The following is a 20,585-nucleotide window of genomic DNA, read 5'->3' as shown; positions in this document are numbered from 1 at the left end:
CCCGCACTCCGCAACGAACCGCAGCCCACCGCCCCGGACCCGGAACCCGGCCCAACCAGCGGAGCTATCCGTACATCCGCCGCATCGCGAACTCCACCATCTGCTCCACGGCCTTCGCGTCGAAGACCATCCGGTGCTCCCCCTCCATGTCGAGGACGAAGCCGTACCCGGTCGGCAGCAGATCGATCACCTCCGCACCGGTGATCACGAAGTACTTGGACTCCTTGCCGGCGTACCGACGCAGCTCCTTCAGCGAGGTGAACATCGGGATCACCGGCTGCTGGGTGTTGTGCAGCGCCAGGAACCCGGGGTTGTCCCCGCGTGGGCAGTACACCTTGGACGACGCGAAGACCTGCTGGAAGTCCTCCGCCGCCATCTGCCCGGTGGTGAAGGCCCGCACCGCGTCCGCGAGGGAGGGCGGGGACGGCTCCGGGTACAGGGGTGGCTGCTGCCCGTATCCGCCCCCCATCTGGCCGCCGGGCATCTGCCCGGGCATCTGCTGCTGCGGCGGCGGGGCGTACTGCTGCTGAGGGCCGGCGCTCTGGTCGTAGCCGTACATGCGGCAAAGCGTAACGAGTCACAGATGACCCGATCGGGGTTGCTTCTTATTACTGATGGGTAGCATCATCGACATACAAGCTACTAGTTGGTACGTGAACCGGTGCGAGGATCCAGTGCCTCGCCATCTCTTTCTTACGGAGCCGTCGCCATGGGGCACTACAAGTCGAATCTCCGCGACATCGAGTTCAACCTCTTCGAGGTCCTCGGGCGCGACAAGCTGTACGGCACCGGCCCGTTCGCGGAGATGGACACGGACACCGCCAAGAGCATCCTGGAGGAACTGACCCGGCTCTCGGAGAACGAGCTGGCGGAGTCCTTCACGGACGCCGACCGCAACCCGCCGGTCTTCGACCCGGAGACGAACACCGCCCCGGTGCCGGCCTCCTTCAAGAAGAGCTACAAGGCCTTCATGGACTCGGAGTACTGGCGGCTCGGCCTGCCCGAGGAGATCGGCGGCACCACCTCGCCCCGTTCCCTGATCTGGGCCTTCGCCGAGCTGATCCTGGGCGCCAACCCGGCCGTCTGGATGTACTCCTCGGGCCCCGCGTTCGCCGGCATCCTCTTCGAGGAGGGCAACGAGGTCCAGAAGCACATCGCCAAGGTCGCCGTGGAGAAGCAGTGGGGCTCCACGATGGTCCTCACCGAGCCCGACGCGGGCTCCGACGTCGGCGCCGGCCGCACCAAGGCGGTCCAGCAGGAGGACGGCTCCTGGCACATCGAGGGCGTCAAGCGCTTCATCACCTCCGGTGAGCACGACATGGAGGAGAACATCCTCCACTACGTCCTCGCCCGCCCCGAGGGCCACGGCCCCGGCACCAAGGGCCTGTCGCTCTTCCTCGTCCCGAAGTACCTCTTCGACTTCGAGACCGGCGAGCTGGGCGAGCGCAACGGCGTCTACGCCACCAACGTCGAGCACAAGATGGGCCTCAAGGCCTCCAACACCTGCGAGATGACCTTCGGCGACCGCCACCCGGCCAAGGGCTGGCTGATCGGCGACAAGCACGACGGCATCCGCCAGATGTTCCGCATCATCGAGTTCGCCCGCATGATGGTCGGCACGAAGGCGATCTCCACGCTCTCCACGGGCTACCTGAACGCGCTGGAGTACGCCAAGGAGCGCGTCCAGGGCCCCGACCTGGCGAACTTCATGGACAAGACCGCGCCCAAGGTCACCATCACCCACCACCCCGACGTCCGCCGCTCGCTGATGACGCAGAAGGCGTACGCGGAGGGCATGCGCGCCCTCGTCCTCTACACGGCCTCCATCCAGGACGAGATCCAGGTCAAGGAAGCGGCGGGCGAGGACGTCTCCGCCCTGGAGGCCCTGAACGACCTGCTCCTGCCCATCGTCAAGGGCTACGGCTCCGAGAAGGGCTACGAGCAGCTCGCCCAGTCCCTGCAGACCTTCGGCGGCTCCGGGTTCCTCCAGGAGTACCCGATCGAGCAGTACATCCGCGACGCCAAGATCGACACCCTTTACGAGGGCACCACCGCGATCCAGGGCCAGGACTTCTTCTTCCGGAAGATCGTCCGCAACCAGGGCGCCGCGCTGAACACCCTCGCCGAGGAGATCAAGAAGTTCCTGGCGCTCGGGGAGGGCGGCGAGCAGCTGGACGGCGCCCGCGAGCACCTCGCCAAGGCCGCCGTCGAGCTGGAGGCCATCGTCGGCCTCCTCCTCACCGACCTCGCCGCCACCGAGCAGGACGTCAAGAACATCTACAAGGTGGGCCTCAACACCACCCGCCTGCTGATGGCCTCCGGTGACGTCGTCGTCGGCTACCTGCTCCTCAAGGGCGCCGCCGTCGCCGCCGAGAAGCTGGAGACGGCTTCGGCGAAGGACAAGGCCTTCTACACCGGCAAGATCGCGGCGGCGAAGTTCTTCGCGTCCAACGTCCTCCCGGGCGTCACCCTCGCCCGCAAGATCTCCGAGGGCGTCGACCTGGACCTGATGGAGCTGGACGAGGCGGCGTTCTAGCCTGCCCGTCCCCGGCCGCACCCCGGTCATGGCGCCGGACGGACCCTGCCCGTCCGTCCGGCGCCTCCCCCTCCGCACGCTCACCACGAGGGCCCGCTCCCGTCCCCAGGGAGTGGGCCCTCGTACGTCGTTAAGGTGAACCCCATGCGCACACCCCCACGCTTCGATCGCGGCCACACCGACGACCTCATGACCTTCCTGGCGAGCAGCCCGACCCCGTACCACGCGGTGGCGAGCGCCGCGGAACGGCTGGAGAAGGCAGGCTTCCGACAGGTTTCGGAGACCGACGCGTGGGACGGCTCGCTGGGCGGCCGGTACGTGCTGCGCGGGGGCGCGATCATCGCCTGGTACGTCCCGAAGGGCGCCCACCCCCACACCCCCTTCCGCATCATCGGTGCCCATACCGACTCCCCCAATCTGCGGGTCAAACCCCGCCCCGACAGCGGCGCCCACGGCTGGCGCCAGGTCGCCGTCGAGATCTACGGCGGCCCGCTGATGAACTCCTGGCTCGACCGCGACCTCGGCATCGCCGGCCGGCTCTCTCTGCGCGACGGCACCAGCCGCCTCGTCAATGTCGACAGACCTCTCCTCCGCGTCCCCCAACTCGCCATCCACCTCGACCGGACGGTCTCCTCCGAGGGCCTCAAGCTCGACAAGCAGCGCCACCTCCAGCCCGTCTGGGGCCTCGGCGACGACGTCCGCGACGGCGACCTCATCGCCTTCCTGGAGGAGGAGGCGGGTGTCCCCGCGGGCGAGGTCACCGGCTGGGACCTGATGACCCACTCCGTCGAACCGCCCGCCTACCTGGGCCGCGACAACGAACTGCTCGCCGGCCCCCGCATGGACAACCTCCTCTCCGTGCACGCCGGTACGGCCGCGCTCGCCTCCGTCGCCGGTTCGGGCGACGAACTCCCGCACATCCCCGTCCTCGCCGCCTTCGACCACGAGGAGAACGGCTCCCAGTCCGACACCGGCGCCGACGGCCCGCTGCTCGGCGGGGTTCTGGAGCGCTCGGTCTTCTCCCGCGGCGGCTCCTACGAGGACCGGGCACGGGCCTTCGCCGGCACCGTCTGTCTCTCCTCCGACACCGGCCACGCCGTCCACCCCAATTACGCGGAGCGCCACGACCCGACGCACCACCCCCGCGCGGACGCCGGACCGATCCTGAAGGTCAACGTCAACAACCGCTACGCCACGGACGGTTCGGGCCGGGCCGTCTTCGCCGCCGCCTGCGAGAAGGCCGGGGTGCCCTTCCAGACGTTCGTCTCCAACAACTCCATGCCCTGCGGCACCACCATCGGCCCCATCACCGCCGCCCGGCACGGCATCCGCACCGTCGACATCGGCGTGGCCATCCTCTCGATGCACAGCGTCCGTGAGCTGTGCGGCGCGAAGGACCCCTACCTCCTGGCGAACGCCCTGGCGGCCTTCCTGGAGGACTGACCCGCGGCCGTGCACCCCGTCCCGCCCTCAACGCCTGTTACTCACCGGCCTGTCCGGGTACCCGATGTCAACCGGTAGGACCGAACGACCGGAACGACCGGCCGACCCAACCGGACACAGGGAGGAACACTCATGGGCCTGGGCGGGTGCATCATTCTGATCGCGGTGGGGGCCATCCTCACGTTCGCCACCGACTGGGACATGCAAGGGGTCAACCTCGACCTGGTCGGCATCATCTTCATGATCGTCGGACTCATCGGAGTCGCGACGTTCAGCAGTATCGCCAGGCGGAGGCGGGTGGTGGTGCCCCCCACCACCCCGGTCGTGGACGAGACCGGCCAGCAGCGGGGCGGCTACCAGGGCTACTAGGCCGGACACACGGCCTGGCCCGGTCCTGGTGGGCCGCGCCTGGCCCGGGCCTACGCCCCGTCGTCCGCGTCCATCCCCGCCAGCACCAGCGGCAGCCGGTCCGTCCCGCCCTCCGTGAGCCGGACCGGCACGCCCCAGTCCTGCTGGTGGACGTGGCAGGCCGGGTAGGCATGGGAGGGGTCGTCGTCGCATGAGGCGGCCATCGCCGAGACGTGGAGCACGCCCTCGGATATGGACGGGTCGAGTTCGAGCTCGCGGGACAGGGCCGTGTCCGCGCCCTCGCCCCGCAGCAGCAGCTCGGGCGGGGTGGCGGAGACGAGCAGCCGGGTCGAGGGCCCGTACCGCTCGTCGAGCTTCTGCCCCGCCGGGGCCTGGAAGACCACGTCCAACCGCAGCCTGCCGGGGGCGACTTCGGTGGCCGCGCGCCGGGTGCGGTGGGCGACGGCCTCCACCTTCACCGTCTCCTCCGGCAGCCGCAGCCTGGTCAGCCGGTGCCGGGCGGACTCGACGACCACGATGTCGTCCCCGACGAGCACCGCGTCGCTCGGCTCCCTCAGGTCCGTGGCCAGGGTGCCGACCTCACCCGTCGCCGGGTCGTAGCGGCGCAGCGCGTGGTTGTAGGTGTCGCTTACGGCCACCGACCCGTCGGGCAGGGCCGTGACGCCCAACGGATGCTGCAGCAGAGCCTGTTCGGCCGGGCCGTCCCGGTGCCCGAAGTCGAAGAGTCCCGTCCCGACGGCCGTGTGCACGGCGCCGTCGAGGTCCACCCAACGCAGCGCGGACGTCTCGGAGTCGGCGAGCCACAACCGGTCGGCCGTGGCCGCGAGCCCCGAGGGCTGTGCGAACCAGGCCTCGTCCGCCGGCCCGTCCACCAGCCCCTCGTTGGTCGTGCCGGCCGCCACCGCCACGGTGCGGTCTGTGAGGTCGTACGTCCACAGTTGGTGGACACCGGCCATCGCGATCCACACCCTGCCGTCGAACACGGCCACGTCCCACGGGGAGGAGAGGTCGATCTCCCGCGCCGGCCCGGAGGTCGGGGAGCCCTGCCACCACTGGCGGCCGGTGCCCGCGAGCGTCGTGACCTCCCCGGTCTCCGGGTCGAGCAGGCGCAACGCGTGGTTCACCGTGTCGGCGACGACCACGGCACCGCCGTCCAGCAGGGCCAGCCCCTGCGGTTCGCTGAAGCGGGCGTGCTCCGCGCCGCCGTCCACGAACCCGCGCTCGCCGGAGCCGTAATGCCGTACGACGGTCTCGCCGTCGGCCGCCAGCCGGGCCAGCCGGTGCCGGGTGGTGTCGCTGACGAGGAAGTCGCCGTCCGGCAGGAGCAGAGCCTTGCCGGGGAACCGCAGCACCGTCGGCTCGGGCTCGGGTGCCACGTACGGCCCGTCGCCGCGCCGCAGTGTCCCCTTGGCCTCGTGTTCGGTCTCCAGCTCGGCGACCAGCCGCTCGATGGCGTGCGCATGCCCCTCGCCCGCGTGCTGGGCGACCACGTACCCCTCGGGATCGAGCACCACGAGCGTGGGCCAGGCCCGCACCGCGTACTGCTTCCAGGTGGCGAGCTCCGGATCGTCGAGCACCGGGTGCTCCACCCCGTACCGCTCGACGGCGTCGACCACCGCACCGTGCTCCGCCTCGTGTGCGAACTTCGGCGAGTGCACCCCGATGACCACCACGGTGTCCCGGTGTTTCTCCTCCAGTTCCCGCAGCTCGTCGAGAACGTGCAGGCAGTTGATGCAGCAGAACGTCCAGAAATCCAGCACCACTATTTTTCCCCGCAGGTCGGCGAGGGTGTACTGCTTGCCGCCCGTGTTCAGCCAGCCGCCCTTCCCGATCAGCTCGGGAGCGCGGACACGGACACGGCGGGGGGCCGGGTGCTGGGTCGTGGGATCGCTCATGGATCAAGCGTGCCACTTTTCGGGAAACCGCTTCGGAGCCTGTGGAAAACCGCGCTCCCAGCCTGTGGACAACTCGTCGGGCTGGGCTTTTCGGGTCTACGGCGATGTTCCGCGGTGCGCCCCGGGGAACGTCTGCAGGCATGAGATTCCTCGTACGCGACCGGATCCTCGGCATCGGTGACGACTACTGGATCGAGGACGAGCACGGCCGGAAGGCCTTCCTCGTCGACGGCAAGGCCATGCGGCTGCGGGACACCTTCGAACTGAAGGACACTCGGGGGGAGGTGCTGATCGACATCCGCCGCAAGATGTTCGCGCTGCGCGACACGATGGTCGTCGAACGCGGTGGCGAGCCCCTCGCCACCGTCCGCCGCAAGCGCCTCTCCCTCCTGCGCAACCACTACCGGGTCTCCCTGGCGGACGGCACCGAACTCGACGTCAGCGGCAAGATCCTCGACCGTGAGTTCGCCATCGAGTACGAGGGCGAACTCCTCGCGCACATCTCCCGCAGATGGCTGCACGTCCGCGAGACCTACGGCCTCGACGTCGTACGCGACGACGCGGACCCGGCCCTGCTGATCGCCGTGACGGTGTGCGTGATCAACCTGGCGGAGCGGGAACGGGACGACGACTGAGGGACACACGCCGGGAAGCGCACGCGCCGCCAAGGCTCAGCCGAGCCGAAGCTCAGCGGCGCGAGAGCTCAGCGCCGCGGTGGTTCCAGTCCCAGCAGGCGGTCCTTCAGTGCCGGGAACTGTTCACGTGTCGTCGCGACCTTCGCCGGGTCGAGGTCGACCGTGAGGACCTCCTCGCCGGGGCCCGCCTCCGCCAGGACCTCGCCCCAGGGATCGACCACGATCGAGTGACCGGCCTGGGGAACTCCCGCGTGCGTACCGGCCGTTCCGCAGGCGAGGACGTAGGCCTGGTTCTCCACGGCCCGGGCCTGCGCCAGCAACGTCCAGTGGGAGCGGCGGCGCTCCGGCCAGCCCGCCGACACCACGAACATCTCGGCGCCCGCGTCGACGAGCCCCCGGAACAGCTCCGGGAACCGCAGGTCGTAGCAGGTGGCGATGCCGACGGTGGTGTCCGGGACGCGGAGTGTCACCAGTTCCGCGCCGGCACCCATCAGCACGGCCTCGCCCTTGTCGAAGCCGAAGCGGTGGATCTTGCGGTAGGAGGCGGCGAGGTCGCCGGATGGTGAGAAGACGAGGGAGGTGTTGTAGAGGGTTCCGTCAGGGGCCCGCTCCGGGATCGAGCCCGCGTGCAGCCAGACGCCCGTGTCGCTCGCCGCCTTGGCCATCGCCTCGTACGTCGGCCCTTCCAGCGGTTCGGCCGCCGAGGCGAAGGATTCGAACGCGAATGCGCCGGTGGTCCAGAGCTCCGGGAGGACGACGAGATCGGCGCCCGCCTGGTCCCGTACCCGCGAGGCCACCCGCCGCCTGCGCGATTCGACCGATTCGCCCTCGTCTACGCCGATCTGGATGAGCGAGGCGCGCACAGTACCACCGTCCTGGCATTCGAGCCGTCCATACCGGCCTACGATCGTCACACGAAAGCACTGCCGGGGTGCCTCAGAGCAGCGTAACTTAACGTTTCACAGCACCCACTGACAGCCGCCGACGACCTACTCCACGCCGTCAACGCCGACGCCCCCACTGAAGACCACCACCCACGTAGCCGACACGTACCGACCGTACTGACACGTACCGACCGCCCGAGGGGTCCCGTTCCGTGAGTCTGCATCCCACTCTTCAGCCCTACGCCGACGCCTGGACCCACTCCGTGGACGCGATATCCGAGCTGGTGTCGCCGCTCGTGGAGGGCGAGTGGAACCGCCGGACGCCGTGCCCGGGGTGGTCGGTGCGCGATGTGGTGTCCCATGTCATCGGTCTGGACTGCGAGATGCTCGGCGACCCCCGGCCGATCCACACCCTGCCGCGCGACCTGTACCACGTACGGACCGAGCACCAGCGGTACATGGAGATGCAGGTCGACGCCCGACGCCACCACACCGCGCCGGAGATGACCTCCGAGCTGGAGTACACGATCATCCGGCGCAACCGCCAGCTGCGGAACGAGTCCCGGGATCCGGGTCACAAGGTGCGGGGGCCGCTCGGCACCGAGCTGACCCTCGAACAGGCCATGCGCAACCGCGCCTTCGACGTCTGGGTCCACGAGCAGGACCTGCGCGCCGCGCTGGGACAGCCGGGGAACCTCGACTCGCCGGGCGCGCACGTGGTCCGGGACGAGCTGCTGTCCGTGCTGCCGAAGGTGGTCGCGGAGGACGCCCAGGCGCCGCGCAGTTCGGCCGTCGTCTTCGACGTGCACGGCCCGGTGGAGTTCATCCGTACCGTCCGCGTGGACATCCAGGGCCGCGGCACGCTGGAGACAGCTCCCGCCCTCGGCCCCGCCGCCACCCTCACGCTCGACTGGGAGACCTACGTCCGCCTCGCCTGCGGCCGCGTCACCGCCGATCTCGTCGCCGACCGCATCAAGGCGGAGGGTGACCCCCACCTGATCGCGGCGATCCTGCACGCTTTCGCGGTGACCGTGTAGCGGCCGGGTGACTTGGTAGCGCTGGGTGACCTGGTAGCGGCCGGCTCTGCGGGGCCGTCGGCTCGCGGGGCCGCCGAAGCGTCGCCCCTCACACCGGCGCCCCGGCCTTACGCCGGTACGTGCACCGTCTCCACCCGGCTCGCCACCAGGCGCTCCCGCTCACGGCGGGCCGCACGGCCGCGCAGGCGCAGGATCTGGCTCAGGCCCAGCGCCTGGAGGACGAACACGGCGGAGAAGGCGATGCCGTAGTCGTCGTCGGTCAGGTCCAAAAGGACGCCGACCGCGAAGAGGGTCGTCATGGAGGCGACGAAACCACCCATGTTGGTGATTCCGGAGGCGGTGCCCTGACGCTCCGGCGGGTTCGCCGGGCGGGCGAAGTCGAAGCCGAGCATCGAGGCCGGGCCACAGGCGCCGAGGACCGCGCAGAGCACGATCAGGAGCCACATCGGGGCGTGCTCGCCCGGGTGGAGCAGCGTGGTCGCCCACACCGCCGCCGTCGTCAGGACGGTGCCGAGGGCCAGCGGCAACCGCGCGGCGTGGTGCCGGGCGACGATCTGGCCGTACACCAGGCCGACCACCATGTTGGACAGGACCACGAGGGTGAGCAGTTCACCGGCGGTGCCCCGGTCGAGTCCCTGCGCCTGGACCAGGAACGGCATTCCCCACAGCAGCAGGAACACCATCGCCGGGAACTGCGTGGTGAAGTGCACCCACATCCCGAGCCGGGTGCCGGGCTCCCGCCAGGACGCCGCGATCTGCCGCCGCACGTACGCGGCACCGCGGTGCGGGAACGGCTCCGGCGCGTGCCCGTCCGGGTGGTCCTTCAGGAACAGCAGGGTCAGGACCAGCACGACCAGACCGGCGACCGAACTCCCCGCGAACGCCGCCGTCCAGCCCACCCCGTGCAGCAGTCGGGCCAGCAGCAGCGTCGAGACCAGGTTGCCCGCCATGCCGACCAGGCCCGCCATCTGCGCGACCAGCGGCCCACGTCGGGCCGGGAACCACCGGCTGCCCAGCCGGAGCACACTGATGAACGTCATCGCGTCGCCGCAGCCCAGCAGCGCCCGCGACGCCAGCGCCATGCCGTACGACGGCGACAGCGCGAAGCCGATCTGGCCGGCCGTGAACAGCAGGATGCCCAGGGTCAGCACCTTCTTGGTGCCGAGCCGGTCGACCAGCAGGCCGACGGGTATCTGCATCCCGGCGTAGACCAGCAGCTGGAGGATCGAGAACGTGGACAGGGCGGAGGCGCCGACATGGAAGCGGTCGGCGGCGTCGAGGCCGGCCACGCCCAACGACGTACGGAAGATGACGGCGACGAAGTAGACGGAGACGCCCACACCCCAGACGGCGAGGGCGCGACGGCCGCCGGGCGGGTCCCCGGGCAGGGACCCGGCGGACGACGCTATGACGGGGCGGCTCAACGGACCTCACCCCGCGCCAGGTTGGAGAACCAGCTGACGTGGCGGTGCACGATCTCCACGGCCGCCTCCGCGTCGCCCGTGCGCAGCGCCCGGAGGATCTCCTCGTGCTCGGTCAGCGTCTTGGTGATGCGGTCCGGGTGGGCGTGCATCACGGCGACGCCCATCCGCAGCTGCCGGTCGCGGAGTTGGTCGTAGAGGCGGGAGAGGATCTCGTTCCCGCCACTGCGGACGATCTCGGCGTGGAAACAGCGGTCGGTCACCGCGGCGCCCGCCAGGTCCCCGGCGGCGGCCTGCGCCTTCTGCTGCTCCAGCAGGCTCTCCAGCCGCTCGATCAGCCGCGGCGAGGCCGGGGCCGTCTTGCGGACCGCGTGCTCCTCGACGAGCTGCCGGGTCTCCACGACGTCCGCGATCTCCTGCGCGGAGACGGGCAGCACGAGGGCGCCCTTCTTCGGGTAGAGCTTGATCAGCCCCTCGACCTCCAGCCGCAACAGCGCCTCGCGCACCGGTGTCCGCGACACGCCGACCGCCTCAGCGAGCTCGCCCTCGGTGAGCAGCGTGCCGCCCTCGTAGCGGCGCTCCAGCACACCCTGCTTGACATGGGCGTAGACACGGTCGGCGGCGGGGGGCTGCTTCACGGAGGGGAGCGCGGGGACGGTGGCGGAAGCTGGGGCGGAGGGCATGCCCACAGCATAGATACAACACGTACGCATTGCCGCCCTCGTCCACGATCCGGGACAGCACGCCCACTGCGGAACCGGCTCCGAACCCGCCTCGCACCCACCCTGAATCCGTCGAAGAACTGTGAGATGGACGCGAATTGCCCCCCTCCCCACCCAGAGCACAACCTTTTGTGCTACTCACTTGTCACATGAGAAGCGGCACTGCTTGCCCGAAAAAGGAGCACAAGTGGCCGCGCTCCACAGACATTTGACGCAATCGGGGTACTTGACTTGATTACCGCCATAAAGGGCGCACGTGTCCGCAGAGCCGCTGCAGTCGTCGTGACCACCGGTGCGATGATCGCGACCGGAGTCGTCACCTCCGCTCCCGCGCAGGCGGCTCCCGCGAAGCCGACGATCACCGCCAAGGGCGGGTTCGTATGGAACAACGCCAACAGCAAGGCCCTGTACACGAAGACCGCGGACACCAAGCGGTCCACGGGCTCCACCACCAAGATCATGACCGCCAAGGTCGTGCTGTCGCAGAAGAACCTGAACCTGAACGCCAAGGTCACGGTCTCGAAGGCGTACAGCGACTACATCGTCAAGAACCAGGCCTCCCACGCCGGCCTGATCGTCGGCGACAAGGTCACCGTCCGCCAGCTCCTCTATGGGCTGATGCTGCCGTCGGGCTGCGACGCCGCGTACGCGCTCGCCGACAAGTTCGGCACGGGCTCGACGCGTGCGGCGCGGGTGAAGTCGTTCATCGGGAAGATGAACTCCACCGCCAAGAGCCTCGGCATGACGAACACGAAGTTCGACTCCTTCGACGGCATCAGCAACGGTTCGAACTACTCGACGCCTCGCGACCTCACCAAGCTCGCCAGCAACGCGCTGAAGAACTCCACGTTCAAGTCCATCGTGGGCACGAAGACCACCAAGCAGAAGGTGACCACCAAGAGCGGCGGCTACCGCTACTACACCTGGAACAACACCAACACCCTGCTCGGCTGGAAGGGAACGTTCGGTGTGAAGACCGGCTCCGGCGCCCAGGCCAAGTACTGCCTTGTCTTCGCCGCGACCCGCAACGGCAAGACGATCGTGGGCACCGTCCTGACGTCCACCAATGCGACCACCCGCACGGCCGATGTGAAGAAGCTGATGGACTACGGCTTCGCCACTCTCTAGACGACCGGCCTCTCGGAGGCATGCGAAGGGGGCCACCGCTCACCGCGGTGGCCCCCTTCGCGTTTCCCGCGCAAGCCGATCAGGCCTATTTACCTCGCAATAGTGAACATGGCTAACCCGGCTGGCATATTCGATTCCCACCGCCGTACGTTCCGCAGCGGAGGTGGTTCACATGATCGAACCCAGCAAGCACCAGCCCGACCCCCGCATGCGGAAGAAGGACGCCCTCGACGTCGGCGACTTCGTCTACGCGGCTACCGGAGCCCGCGTCCGCCGACTGACCATGCCGGACGGGACTCACTGGTTCCCGGCAGTGGATGTCTGCAAGCAGTTGGGCTACACCACGCCCCCGAAAGGCACTCCTCGATCACGTGCCGGAAGAACATCGAGAGTGTCTCGAGACACTGACTGGAAGTCACGGTCTCGGCATTCCCGCAGGTAGGGATTGGCGTCGAGACCTGAATCTCATCGATCTCCAAGGTCTGATCCTGCTCGTCAGCGCCTGCACCAAGCCGGAGTGCGCCCCCTTCAAACGGTGGGTCGCCGAAGTGATCGAGACCGTTCAACGCGAAGGCTCCTACACCTTGGAGGAGGCCGAGGTGCAGCCCGCCGATCCGGCAGCACCCGTCGCGTACGCCATGCCGGAGCAGGTGGCGGAAGCCATCGTCCGCCTGGAGGAGCGCAACCTCCATGCGGACGAGCAACTCGCGCAGGCGCAGCACAGGTCGATCGCCCTGCAGGAGCAAATGGTGGAGTTGCAGAGCGCAACCCTCGCCGCCCAGCAGGCCATCGCCCAGGCCATGGAACGCATCGCCGACCGGCTCGACGTCCTCACCCTCACACTCGCCCGACCGACGCCGGACACCACCGCGGTCTCGACGCGCCCCACCACGGAGGCGGTTCTGGCCGACTGGCGCGAGCGGTTGTCCGTGACGGCGGACGTGTGGACCGTGGCCGTCGTGATCGCCCCGGTCCTCGTCGAGAAGGGCGAGTTGCGGCAGCCGCTGGACGCCATCGCGGCCCGTACGGGACTGTCGGTGCACCGCGTCAACGAATGCCTCCGGCTGCTGCGTAAGCACGCCTGCATCCATCCCGTGGGTGCGGCGGAGGACGGGGCGCCGGTGTATGTGCTCAGCCGACGCTGACGGCAACGTCTGACCAGGGCTGACAAAGAATGAAAAAGAAAGAATGAAAAAAGAAGGGGCCGGTCGCAAGACGAAGTTGCGGCCGGCCCCTTCGGCGTGAGCCTATCCCGTGGCAGGTGGACTCACGCCCAAGTGATCAACCTCTTCGGCTGTTCCAGGATCGCCGCCACGTCCGCCAGCACCTTCGAGCCCAGCTCCCCGTCCACCAGGCGGTGGTCGAAGCTCAGGGCCAGGGTGGTCACCTGGCGGGGCTTCACCTTCCCCTTGTGGACCCAGGGCTGGAGGCGGATCGCGCCGACCGCGAGGATCGCGGACTCGCCCGGGTTCAGGATGGGCGTGCCGGTGTCGATGCCGAAGACACCGACGTTGGTGATGGTGACCGTGCCGCCCTGCATGGCGGCCGGGGAGGTCCGGCCCTCCTTGGCCGTGGAGACCAGCTCGCTCAGCGACTGCGCCAGCTCCGGCAGCGTCTTCGCGTGCGCGTCCTTGATGTTCGGGACGATCAGACCGCGAGGGGTGGCCGCGGCGATGCCGAGGTTGACGTAGTGCTTGACCACGATCTCCTGGGCGGCCTCGTCCCAGGTGGCGTTGATGTCCGGGTTGCGCCGGATCGCGACCAGCAGGGCCTTGGCGATCAGCAGCAGCGGGTTGACCCGCAGGCCCGCCAGCTCCTTGTCCTGCTTCAGCTCCTCGACCAGCTTCATCGTCCGCGTCACGTCGACGGTCACGAACTCCGTGACGTGCGGGGCGGTGAAGGCCGAGCCGACCATCGCCGCGGCCGTCGCCTTCCGGACACCCTTGACCGGGACACGGGTCTCCCGCGCGCCGTCGTACGAGGCCACGGGAGCCGGGGCCTGGACGGGCGCGGCAGGTGCGGCCGGGGCCGCGGGTGTCTCCGTCACGGGCTCGGGAGCCTTCGGCGGGGCCACGGCCGCGTGGACGTCCTCGCGGGTGATGATGCCGTCCGGGCCGGACGGGGTGATCGTCGCCAGGTCCACCCCGAGGTCCTTGGCGAGCTTGCGGACCGGCGGCTTGGCCAGCGGACGGGCGACGGTGACCCCGTGCTGCCCGTGTCCGTTGAGGTCGCCCTGGATGCCCTGGAGGGCCGAGGCGCCGTACAGCGTGTCCTCGGCGGGCGCGGCGGCGGCCGGGACACCCTTGCGCGGGCGGCGCTTCGTGGAGGACTCGGCGACGCCGTAACCGACGAGGACCGGCTTGCGGCCCTCGGGCTTCTTGGCCGCCGTCGCCGCCACGGGCTTGGCCGCGGGCTTCGGCTCGGCCGCCGGCTGGGCGGGGGCGGCATCACCGGCAGCGGTGTCAGCGGCGCCGGCCGGGGCCGCACCGCCCGCCACGTCCACCGCGATGATCGACGTGCCGACGTCGACCGTGGTGCCCTCGGGGAAGTGCAGGGCGCGGACGACACCGTCATAGGGGATGGGCAGCTCGACGGCGGCCTTGGCCGTCTCGACCTCGCAGACGATCTGGCCGTCGGTGACGGTGTCGCCGGGCTGGACGTACCACTTGAGGATCTCGGCCTCGGTGAGTCCCTCGCCCACGTCGGGCATCTTGAACTCGCGCGGAGACGTGTCTGTCATCGTCGTCACGGACCTCTCCCTCAGTACGCCAGCGAGCGGTCGACGGCGTCGAGCACCCGGTCCAGGTTCGGCAGGTACTCCTCCTCCAGGCGCGCCGGCGGGTACGGGGCGTGGTACCCACCGACCCGGAGGACGGGGGCCTCCAGGTGGTAGAAGCACCGCTCGGTGATGCGGGCGGCGATCTCCGCGCCCGAACCGAAGAAGACCGGGGCCTCGTGGACCACGATCAGGCGGCGCGTCCGCTCCACGGAGGCCTGGATGGAGTCGAAGTCCAGCGGGGAGACCGACCGCAGGTCCAGGACCTCCAGGGCCCTGCCCTCCTCGGCGGCGGCGTCGGCTACCTCCTGGCAGAGCTTCACCATCGGGCCGTACGCGGCGAGCGTGAGGTCGGTGCCCTCGCGGACCACCCGGGCCTTGTGCAGCGGGCCGGGGATCGCCTCGGGGTTGACCTCGGCCTTGTCCCAGTAGCGGCGCTTCGGCTCGAAGAAGATCACCGGGTCGTCGCTCTGGATGGCCTGCTGCATCATCCAGTAGGCGTCCGACGCGTTCGACGGCGAGACCACCTTCAGGCCCGCCACGTGCGCGAACAGCGCCTCCGGGGACTCGGAGTGGTGCTCGACGGCGCCGATGCCGCCGCCGTAGGGGATACGGACGACGACGGGGAGCTTGACCTTGCCCAGCGAGCGCGCGTGCATCTTGGCGAGCTGGGTGACGATCTGGTCGTACGCGGGGAAGACGAAACCGTCGAACTGGATCTCCACCACCGGGCGGTAGCCCCGCAGGGCCAGGCCGATGGCGGTGCCGACGATGCCGGACTCGGCGAGCGGGGTGTCGATCACCCGGTCCTCGCCGAAGTCCTTCTGGAGGCCGTCGGTCACCCGGAACACACCGCCGAGCTTGCCGACGTCCTCGCCCATGACGAGGACCTTGGGGTCGGCTTCGAGGGCCTTGCGCAGCGATTCGTTGATCGCCTTGGCGATCGCCATGTTCTTCACAGCGGATTGCCCGGCGGTCTGCCCTGCCGCCTGCGCGGCTGTCTGCGTGGTCATCGCTACTTGCCCTCCTCTTCGTCCACATCGGCGAACGACGCCTGGTACGCCGCGAACTGGGCGCGCTCCTCGTCCACGAGCGCGTGGCCGTCCGCGTACGCGTTCTCGAAGATGGCGAAGTGGTCCGGGTCGGGCATGGCACGCACCACTTCGCGCACTCGCCTTCCCAACGCCTCGCTCTCCGCTTCGAGTTCCGCGAAGAATCCCTCGTTCGTGTCCGTTTCGGACTCGAGGTAACTGCGCAGACGCGCGATCGGGTCCTTGGCCTCCCAGGCCACCCGCTCGTCGTCGTGGCGGTAGCGGGTGGGGTCGTCGGAGGTGGTGTGGGCGCCCATGCGGTAGGTGTACGCCTCGACCAGGGTGGGGCCCTCGCCCCGGCGGGCGCGCTCCAGCGCCCACTTGGTGACGGCGAGGCAGCCGAGGACGTCGTTGCCGTCGACGCGGACGCCCGGGAAGCCGAAGCCCTGGGCGCGCTGGTACAGCGGGACGCGGGTCTGCTTCTCCGTGGGTTCCGAAATGGCCCACTGGTTGTTCTGGCAGAAGAACACGACCGGCGCGTTGTACACCGCGGAGAAGGTGAAGGCCTCGGCGACGTCGCCCTGGCTGGAGGCACCGTCACCGAAGTAGGCGATGACCGCCGAGTCGGCGCCGTCCTTCGCGACGCCCATGGCGTAGCCGGTGGCGTGCAGCGTCTGGGAGCCGATGACGATCGTGTAGAGGTGGAAGTTGTTGCTGTTCGGGTCCCAGCCGCCGTTGTTCACGCCGCGGAACATGCCGAGCAGATTGGTCGGGTCGACGCCCCGGCACCAGGCGACGCCGTGCTCGCGGTAGGTCGGGAAGACGTAGTCGTCCTCGCGGGTGGCCCGCCCGGAGCCGATCTGTGCGGCCTCCTGGCCCAGCAGCGAGGCCCACAGGCCCAGCTCGCCCTGGCGCTGCAGGGAGGTGGCCTCGGCGTCGAAGCGACGGGTCAGCACCATGTCGCGGTACAGGCCACGCAGCTCGTCGGCGGTGATGTCGGCGACGAACGGGTCGTACTCGGCGTTCTTGACGCGCTTGCCCTCGGGCGTCAGCAGCTGGACGAGTTCGGGCTGGGCGTCGGTCGGCTTCTTGGCAGCAGTGGCGCGCCTGGTGCCGGTGGTGCCGGCCGCCTTGCTGCCGGTGGTGCCGGTCTTGCCTGCGGCGCTGCGTCGCGGCTTGCGCGCGGCAGTGCTCTCCACGGTCACGTGTGCTCCTCCGTCGGTCCGGCCCCCGGGGTTGCCGGGTGACCAGTGCGGCTCGCCTGATCCCGGTGCCCGTGCACGGGGTGGGTGCCCTTGGCCGGGAACAGACGTGACAGGTGCCCCGGCGAGCGCCCTGCACGAGGCACGTTACCCAGTGCGCCACATTCCTGTGAAACCCCTACTGACCTGCGATTTTCCTTGGATTTCCAAGTAATTCGGTACTAGGGGGTCCAAGTAAGTCGCGTCCGTCGGGAACAGCTGCTGGTCACAGCACTGGAAACAGCCTGGCAGGGGGCCGGAACACCGGCACGTTATCCCGGCCACCCCGGCCACGGGAAGAGTTCGCCGGAGGCGGGCCGTGAGATCGGTGGCGCAAGTTGCTCCATCCGTGAAGCGGGCGGGAGCGCCCCGCTCCGCCCGGGCGTGGCGTCCACCCGGCCCGTATGTCTGCGCGTCGAGTCGTAGTTCGGATCTATGCCCTCGGTGATCGGTAACGACTGTGTGTGACAAGCGTGAGGTCAGCGGCGTGGCGCGTGCCCTAACATCTGGCGCGTGCCGCGCTCATCTGTACCACCCCCTGTGCTCCACACGCCCCCTCTGGGCCCCCTGCTGGAGCAGTACGCCGCCGGTTCCGTGCTGGCCTGTGAACCCGTGGACGAGGGACTTCTCAATCGCGGCTATCGACTCCGCACCACCCGCGGCCGGTACTTCCTCAAGCACCACTTCGACCCCGAGACCGCCCACCCGGCCGCGATCCTGCGCCAGCACCGGGCCACCCAGTGCCTCGCCGACCTGGGCGTTCCCGTCGCCCCGCCGCTGACCGGCCGGGACGGGGGCACGGTGGCGATCGTCGCCGGCCACGCCTACGCCCTGCACCCGTGGATCGAGGGGCGCCACCGGCACGGCGGCCAGCTCACCCCCGGGCAGTGCGCCCGTCTGGGGGCGCTGCTGGGCGTCGTGCACGCCTCGCTGGAACGGGTGATGCCGACGCCGGATCCGGTCGCGGCCTCACCGAAGCGGCTGATCCCGGCGCAGCGGCGGACGGGGGAGACCCGCCGACCCCAAAGGGGTGCCGGGGCGGCCGACGGGACCGAGAGCGCCGATCCCGCGCAGACCTTCGCCCTCATCGACGATCTGCTCGACCGGGTACGCCACCACCGCCCGGCCGCCCCCTTCGACGCGCTCGCCCGGCACCGGCTGCTGGAGCGGCGGCGCCTGCTGGAACGGCACGCGGACCGGCGGCCGCCCGGGGGTGGCCCGGTGGGGTGGGTGCACGGCGACTTCCACCCCTACAACGTGCTCTACCGGGACGACGTCCCCGAGGTGCCGGCCGCGATCCTCGACTGGGACCGGCTCGGTGTGCGGCCGCGCGCGGAGGAGGCGGTCCGGGCGGCGGTGATCTTCTTCGTACGTCCCGTCGGCGCCCTGGACCTGGCGAAGGTGCGCGCCTACGCGCGCGCGTACCGGCGCTCCGCGGGCGCCGCCCCGGGCGAGCTGGCGGCGGCCGTGCACCGTGTGTGGTGGGAGCGGCTCAACGACTTCTGGATGCTGCGCTGGCACTACGAGCGGGGTGACACCCGCGCCGACCCGCAGTTCCCGGCGGCCTCGGCGCTGGTGGTGTGGTGGACACGGGAGTACGACGCGGTGCGCGAGGCGTTCGTGGAGTGAGCCGACTCAGCGCGCGCTGCACGACGGAGGGGTGCGCCCGGCGAGTCCGCCCGGCGCACCCCCTCCAGCGTGGTCAGCCCTCTTCGCCGCCGATACCGCCCGGCAGGCCTCCGGCGTCGCCGCCGCCGCTGCTGTCGTCGGTCGGCTCGTCGGTCGGCTCGTCGGTCGGTTCCTCGGTGGTCGGCTCCTCCGACGTGGGCTCCTCGGTCGTCGGCTCCTCCGACGGCTGGCTCTGCGTCGGCGACGGGCTGGAGCTCGGCTGCTGCGTGTACGACGGCGTGTAGCCGCCGCCGTTGTTCGAGTCCGTGGAGTCGTCCGTGGGCTCCTCGGTCTCCTCTTCGGTGGGCGACTCGCTGGTGTCCTTGTCCTTGCTGGACGCCGTGGCCGTCGGGGACTTCGTGGTCTCGTTGCCGCCGCCGCCCGAGTCGCCCTTGTTGTTCAGCGCGAGGGCGACACCCGCCGCGATGGCGATCACCGCGAGAACAGCGAGGATCCACAGCTTGCCGCGGCCGCTGCCCCGGTTGCCGTTGCCCTCGAAACCGCCGTCGTCCCGGCCTCCGCCGCCGTACCCCGGCAGGATCGGCTGCGGGATCTGCGAGGTGCCCGATTCCCCCGGGTGCGGCATGACCGTCGTGCCGGACATACCGCCCGGAGGGGTGTGCCGGCCCTCGTGCATGGTGACGGGCCCCGTGTTCCAGGTGCCGGTGTGGCCGCCCTGGTCGTAGAGCATCTGCAGGCCGTACTGGACGAGGCCGCGCATCTCCTCGGCCGTCTGGAACCGGTCGTCCGGCTCCTTGGCGAGGGAGCGCATGACCAGCCCGTCGAGCTCCGGGGGCGCCGCCCCCTCCGAGGTCTCGGAGGGGGGCACCGGGATGTCCTGGACGTGCTGGTAGACCACGGAAAGGGGCGTCTCGCCGATGAAGGGCGGCCGGAGCGCCAGGAGTTCGTAGAGCAGACAGCCGGTGGCGTACAGGTCGGAGCGGTGGTCGACGGCCTTGCCGAGCGCCTGCTCCGGGGAGAGGTACTGCGGCGTGCCCATGACCATGCCGGTCTGCGTCATCGTCGTGGACGCCCCGTGCAGGGCGCGGGCGATGCCGAAGTCCATCACCTTCACCGCGCCGTTGGTGGTGATGATGACGTTCGCCGGCTTGATGTCACGGTGCACGATGCCGTGCTGGTGCGAGTACGCGAGCGCCTCCAGCACACCGGAGACGATGATCAGCGCCTGCTCGGGGCCGGGGGCCTCGGCGTTGAGGAGCAGGTCACGGATGGTGCGGCCCTCGACCAGCTCCATGACGATGTACGGCACCGGGGTGCCGTTCACGACATCCTCACCGGAGTCGTAGACCGCCACGATCGAGTGGTGGTTGAGGCCGGCCACGGACTGGGCCTCGCGCGTGAAGCGGGCCTTGGACACGGGGTCCTCGGCAAGGTCGGAGCGGAGCAGTTTGACCGCGACCGTCCGCCCGAGACGTACGTCCTCGGCCGCGAACACCTCGGCCATACCGCCCCGGCCGAGTCTGTGGGTGAGCCGGTACCGGCCGTCGCCTACGAGCCCGCCGTTGCCCCACAACTCCGGCGCGTCCGACATGCCGCCGCCAGTCGCCTCGGGGTCGGACGGGCCCTGAGAGCGCTGCTGCTGTGCCATCAGTCCTCGCCGTCGTTTCTGCCCGCGGTCCGCGCGGTACTTGTTACGGTCTCCGTCGGCCACGCTACAGCCTTCACGCAAGAGGCCGGTCCGGGTTGGATGCGCGACGGGTTCACGACGGATTCAAGGTGGATTCAAAGGTTGATCGGCCATGAAACCCGCAGCGCGCGCACTCGTGCAAGTTCTGTGT

Annotated in this window: 16 protein-coding genes and 1 pseudogene; 8 read left to right on the top strand and 9 right to left on the bottom strand. The window is 69.8% G+C overall.

The window, feature by feature from the left end:
• Positions 1-64 precede the first annotated feature (64 nt).
• Entirely contained in the window at positions 65-559 is a 495-nt protein-coding gene (locus GWK25_RS42370) for an SseB family protein (protein ID WP_184906245.1), read from the bottom strand.
• Between the two features lie 150 nt (positions 560-709).
• Between GWK25_RS42370 and GWK25_RS42365 the strand changes: the two genes are divergently transcribed.
• From GWK25_RS42365 to GWK25_RS42355, 3 genes are all read left to right on the top strand, one after another.
• Positions 710-2,536, top strand: coding sequence for an acyl-CoA dehydrogenase (locus tag GWK25_RS42365; RefSeq protein WP_215457024.1), 1,827 nt, complete (start codon positions 710-712; stop codon positions 2,534-2,536).
• Positions 2,537-2,680: 144 nt separating this feature from the next.
• On the top strand, positions 2,681-3,979 hold the full coding sequence (locus tag GWK25_RS42360; RefSeq protein WP_215457023.1) for a M18 family aminopeptidase: 1,299 nt from the start codon (positions 2,681-2,683) through the stop codon (positions 3,977-3,979).
• 132 nt (positions 3,980-4,111) lie between these two features.
• Positions 4,112-4,348 carry a DUF6458 family protein gene (locus GWK25_RS42355; protein ID WP_215457022.1) on the top strand — a complete coding sequence of 79 codons (237 nt, stop codon included), beginning with the start codon at positions 4,112-4,114 and terminating at the stop codon, positions 4,346-4,348.
• A gap of 50 nt (positions 4,349-4,398) precedes the next feature.
• Here the strand turns inward: GWK25_RS42355 and GWK25_RS42350 are convergent, their stop codons facing one another.
• A complete protein-coding gene (locus GWK25_RS42350; protein ID WP_215457021.1) occupies positions 4,399-6,243 on the bottom strand; it encodes a thioredoxin-like domain-containing protein in 1,845 nt (614 codons plus the stop codon).
• A 140-nt stretch (positions 6,244-6,383) separates the two neighbouring features.
• On the opposite strand from GWK25_RS42350, the gene GWK25_RS42345 reads away from it, so the two are divergent.
• Positions 6,384-6,878 carry an LURP-one-related/scramblase family protein gene (locus tag GWK25_RS42345; protein WP_215457020.1) on the top strand — a complete coding sequence of 165 codons (495 nt, stop codon included), beginning with the start codon at positions 6,384-6,386 and terminating at the stop codon, positions 6,876-6,878.
• A gap of 68 nt (positions 6,879-6,946) precedes the next feature.
• Here the strand turns inward: GWK25_RS42345 and GWK25_RS42340 are convergent, their stop codons facing one another.
• The gene (locus GWK25_RS42340; protein WP_215457019.1) at positions 6,947-7,741 is read right to left on the bottom strand and encodes a carbon-nitrogen family hydrolase; all 795 of its coding nucleotides are present in this window, start codon (positions 7,739-7,741) and stop codon (positions 6,947-6,949) included.
• Between the two features lie 233 nt (positions 7,742-7,974).
• Here GWK25_RS42340 and GWK25_RS42335 point away from each other — a divergent pair, with 233 nt between their 5' ends.
• Positions 7,975-8,799: a maleylpyruvate isomerase family mycothiol-dependent enzyme gene (locus GWK25_RS42335; RefSeq protein WP_184906257.1), complete on the top strand. Its 825-nt coding sequence runs from the start codon at positions 7,975-7,977 to the stop codon at positions 8,797-8,799.
• A 107-nt stretch (positions 8,800-8,906) separates the two neighbouring features.
• Here the strand turns inward: GWK25_RS42335 and GWK25_RS42330 are convergent, their stop codons facing one another.
• Both GWK25_RS42330 and GWK25_RS42325 read right to left on the bottom strand, forming a co-directional pair.
• Positions 8,907-10,223, bottom strand: coding sequence for a nitrate/nitrite transporter (locus GWK25_RS42330; RefSeq protein ID WP_215457018.1), 1,317 nt, complete (start codon positions 10,221-10,223; stop codon positions 8,907-8,909).
• Positions 10,220-10,903, bottom strand: a complete 684-nt coding sequence (locus GWK25_RS42325) for a GntR family transcriptional regulator (protein ID WP_215457017.1) — start codon at positions 10,901-10,903, stop codon at positions 10,220-10,222. Before GWK25_RS42325 ends, GWK25_RS42330 begins: the two co-directional genes overlap by 4 nt.
• 336 nt (positions 10,904-11,239) lie before the next feature.
• On the opposite strand from GWK25_RS42325, the gene GWK25_RS42320 reads away from it, so the two are divergent.
• Together GWK25_RS42320 and GWK25_RS42315 are read left to right on the top strand one after the other, a co-directional pair.
• Positions 11,240-12,070, top strand: coding sequence for a D-alanyl-D-alanine carboxypeptidase family protein (locus GWK25_RS42320; protein ID WP_251829282.1), 831 nt, complete (start codon positions 11,240-11,242; stop codon positions 12,068-12,070).
• Between the two features lie 172 nt (positions 12,071-12,242).
• A pseudogene (locus GWK25_RS42315) lies at positions 12,243-13,215 on the top strand (Bro-N domain-containing protein).
• Between the two features lie 122 nt (positions 13,216-13,337).
• On the opposite strand, the gene GWK25_RS42310 reads toward GWK25_RS42315, so the two are convergent.
• Genes GWK25_RS42310 through pdhA form a run of 3 tightly spaced genes read right to left on the bottom strand, consistent with a single transcriptional unit; the run spans position 13,338 to position 17,082 of the window.
• Positions 13,338-14,819, bottom strand: a complete 1,482-nt coding sequence (locus tag GWK25_RS42310; protein ID WP_215457015.1) for a dihydrolipoamide acetyltransferase family protein — start codon at positions 14,817-14,819, stop codon at positions 13,338-13,340.
• 11 nt (positions 14,820-14,830) lie between these two features.
• Complete coding sequence (locus tag GWK25_RS42305; RefSeq protein WP_374105737.1) at positions 14,831-15,859, bottom strand: alpha-ketoacid dehydrogenase subunit beta; 1,029 nt, start codon at positions 15,857-15,859, stop codon at positions 14,831-14,833.
• A 2-nt stretch (positions 15,860-15,861) separates the two neighbouring features.
• Positions 15,862-17,082, bottom strand: a complete 1,221-nt coding sequence (gene pdhA / locus GWK25_RS42300) for a pyruvate dehydrogenase (acetyl-transferring) E1 component subunit alpha (RefSeq protein WP_215457014.1) — start codon at positions 17,080-17,082, stop codon at positions 15,862-15,864.
• Between the two features lie 549 nt (positions 17,083-17,631).
• On the opposite strand from pdhA, the gene GWK25_RS42295 reads away from it, so the two are divergent.
• Positions 17,632-18,747: a phosphotransferase gene (locus GWK25_RS42295; protein WP_308404457.1), complete on the top strand. Its 1,116-nt coding sequence runs from the start codon at positions 17,632-17,634 to the stop codon at positions 18,745-18,747.
• 73 nt (positions 18,748-18,820) lie between these two features.
• On the opposite strand, the gene GWK25_RS42290 is transcribed toward GWK25_RS42295, so the two are convergent.
• Positions 18,821-20,395 carry a protein kinase gene (locus GWK25_RS42290; protein WP_215457013.1) on the bottom strand — a complete coding sequence of 525 codons (1,575 nt, stop codon included), beginning with the start codon at positions 20,393-20,395 and terminating at the stop codon, positions 18,821-18,823.
• Positions 20,396-20,585 lie beyond the last annotated feature (190 nt).

Origin of the sequence: Streptomyces sp. ATCC 21386 (assembly GCF_018728545.1) — a bacterium.
Lineage (GTDB): Bacteria > Actinomycetota > Actinomycetes > Streptomycetales > Streptomycetaceae > Streptomyces.
The sequence above is the reverse complement of the archived record's forward strand: the minus strand, read 5'-3'. Positions and strand labels throughout refer to the sequence as shown.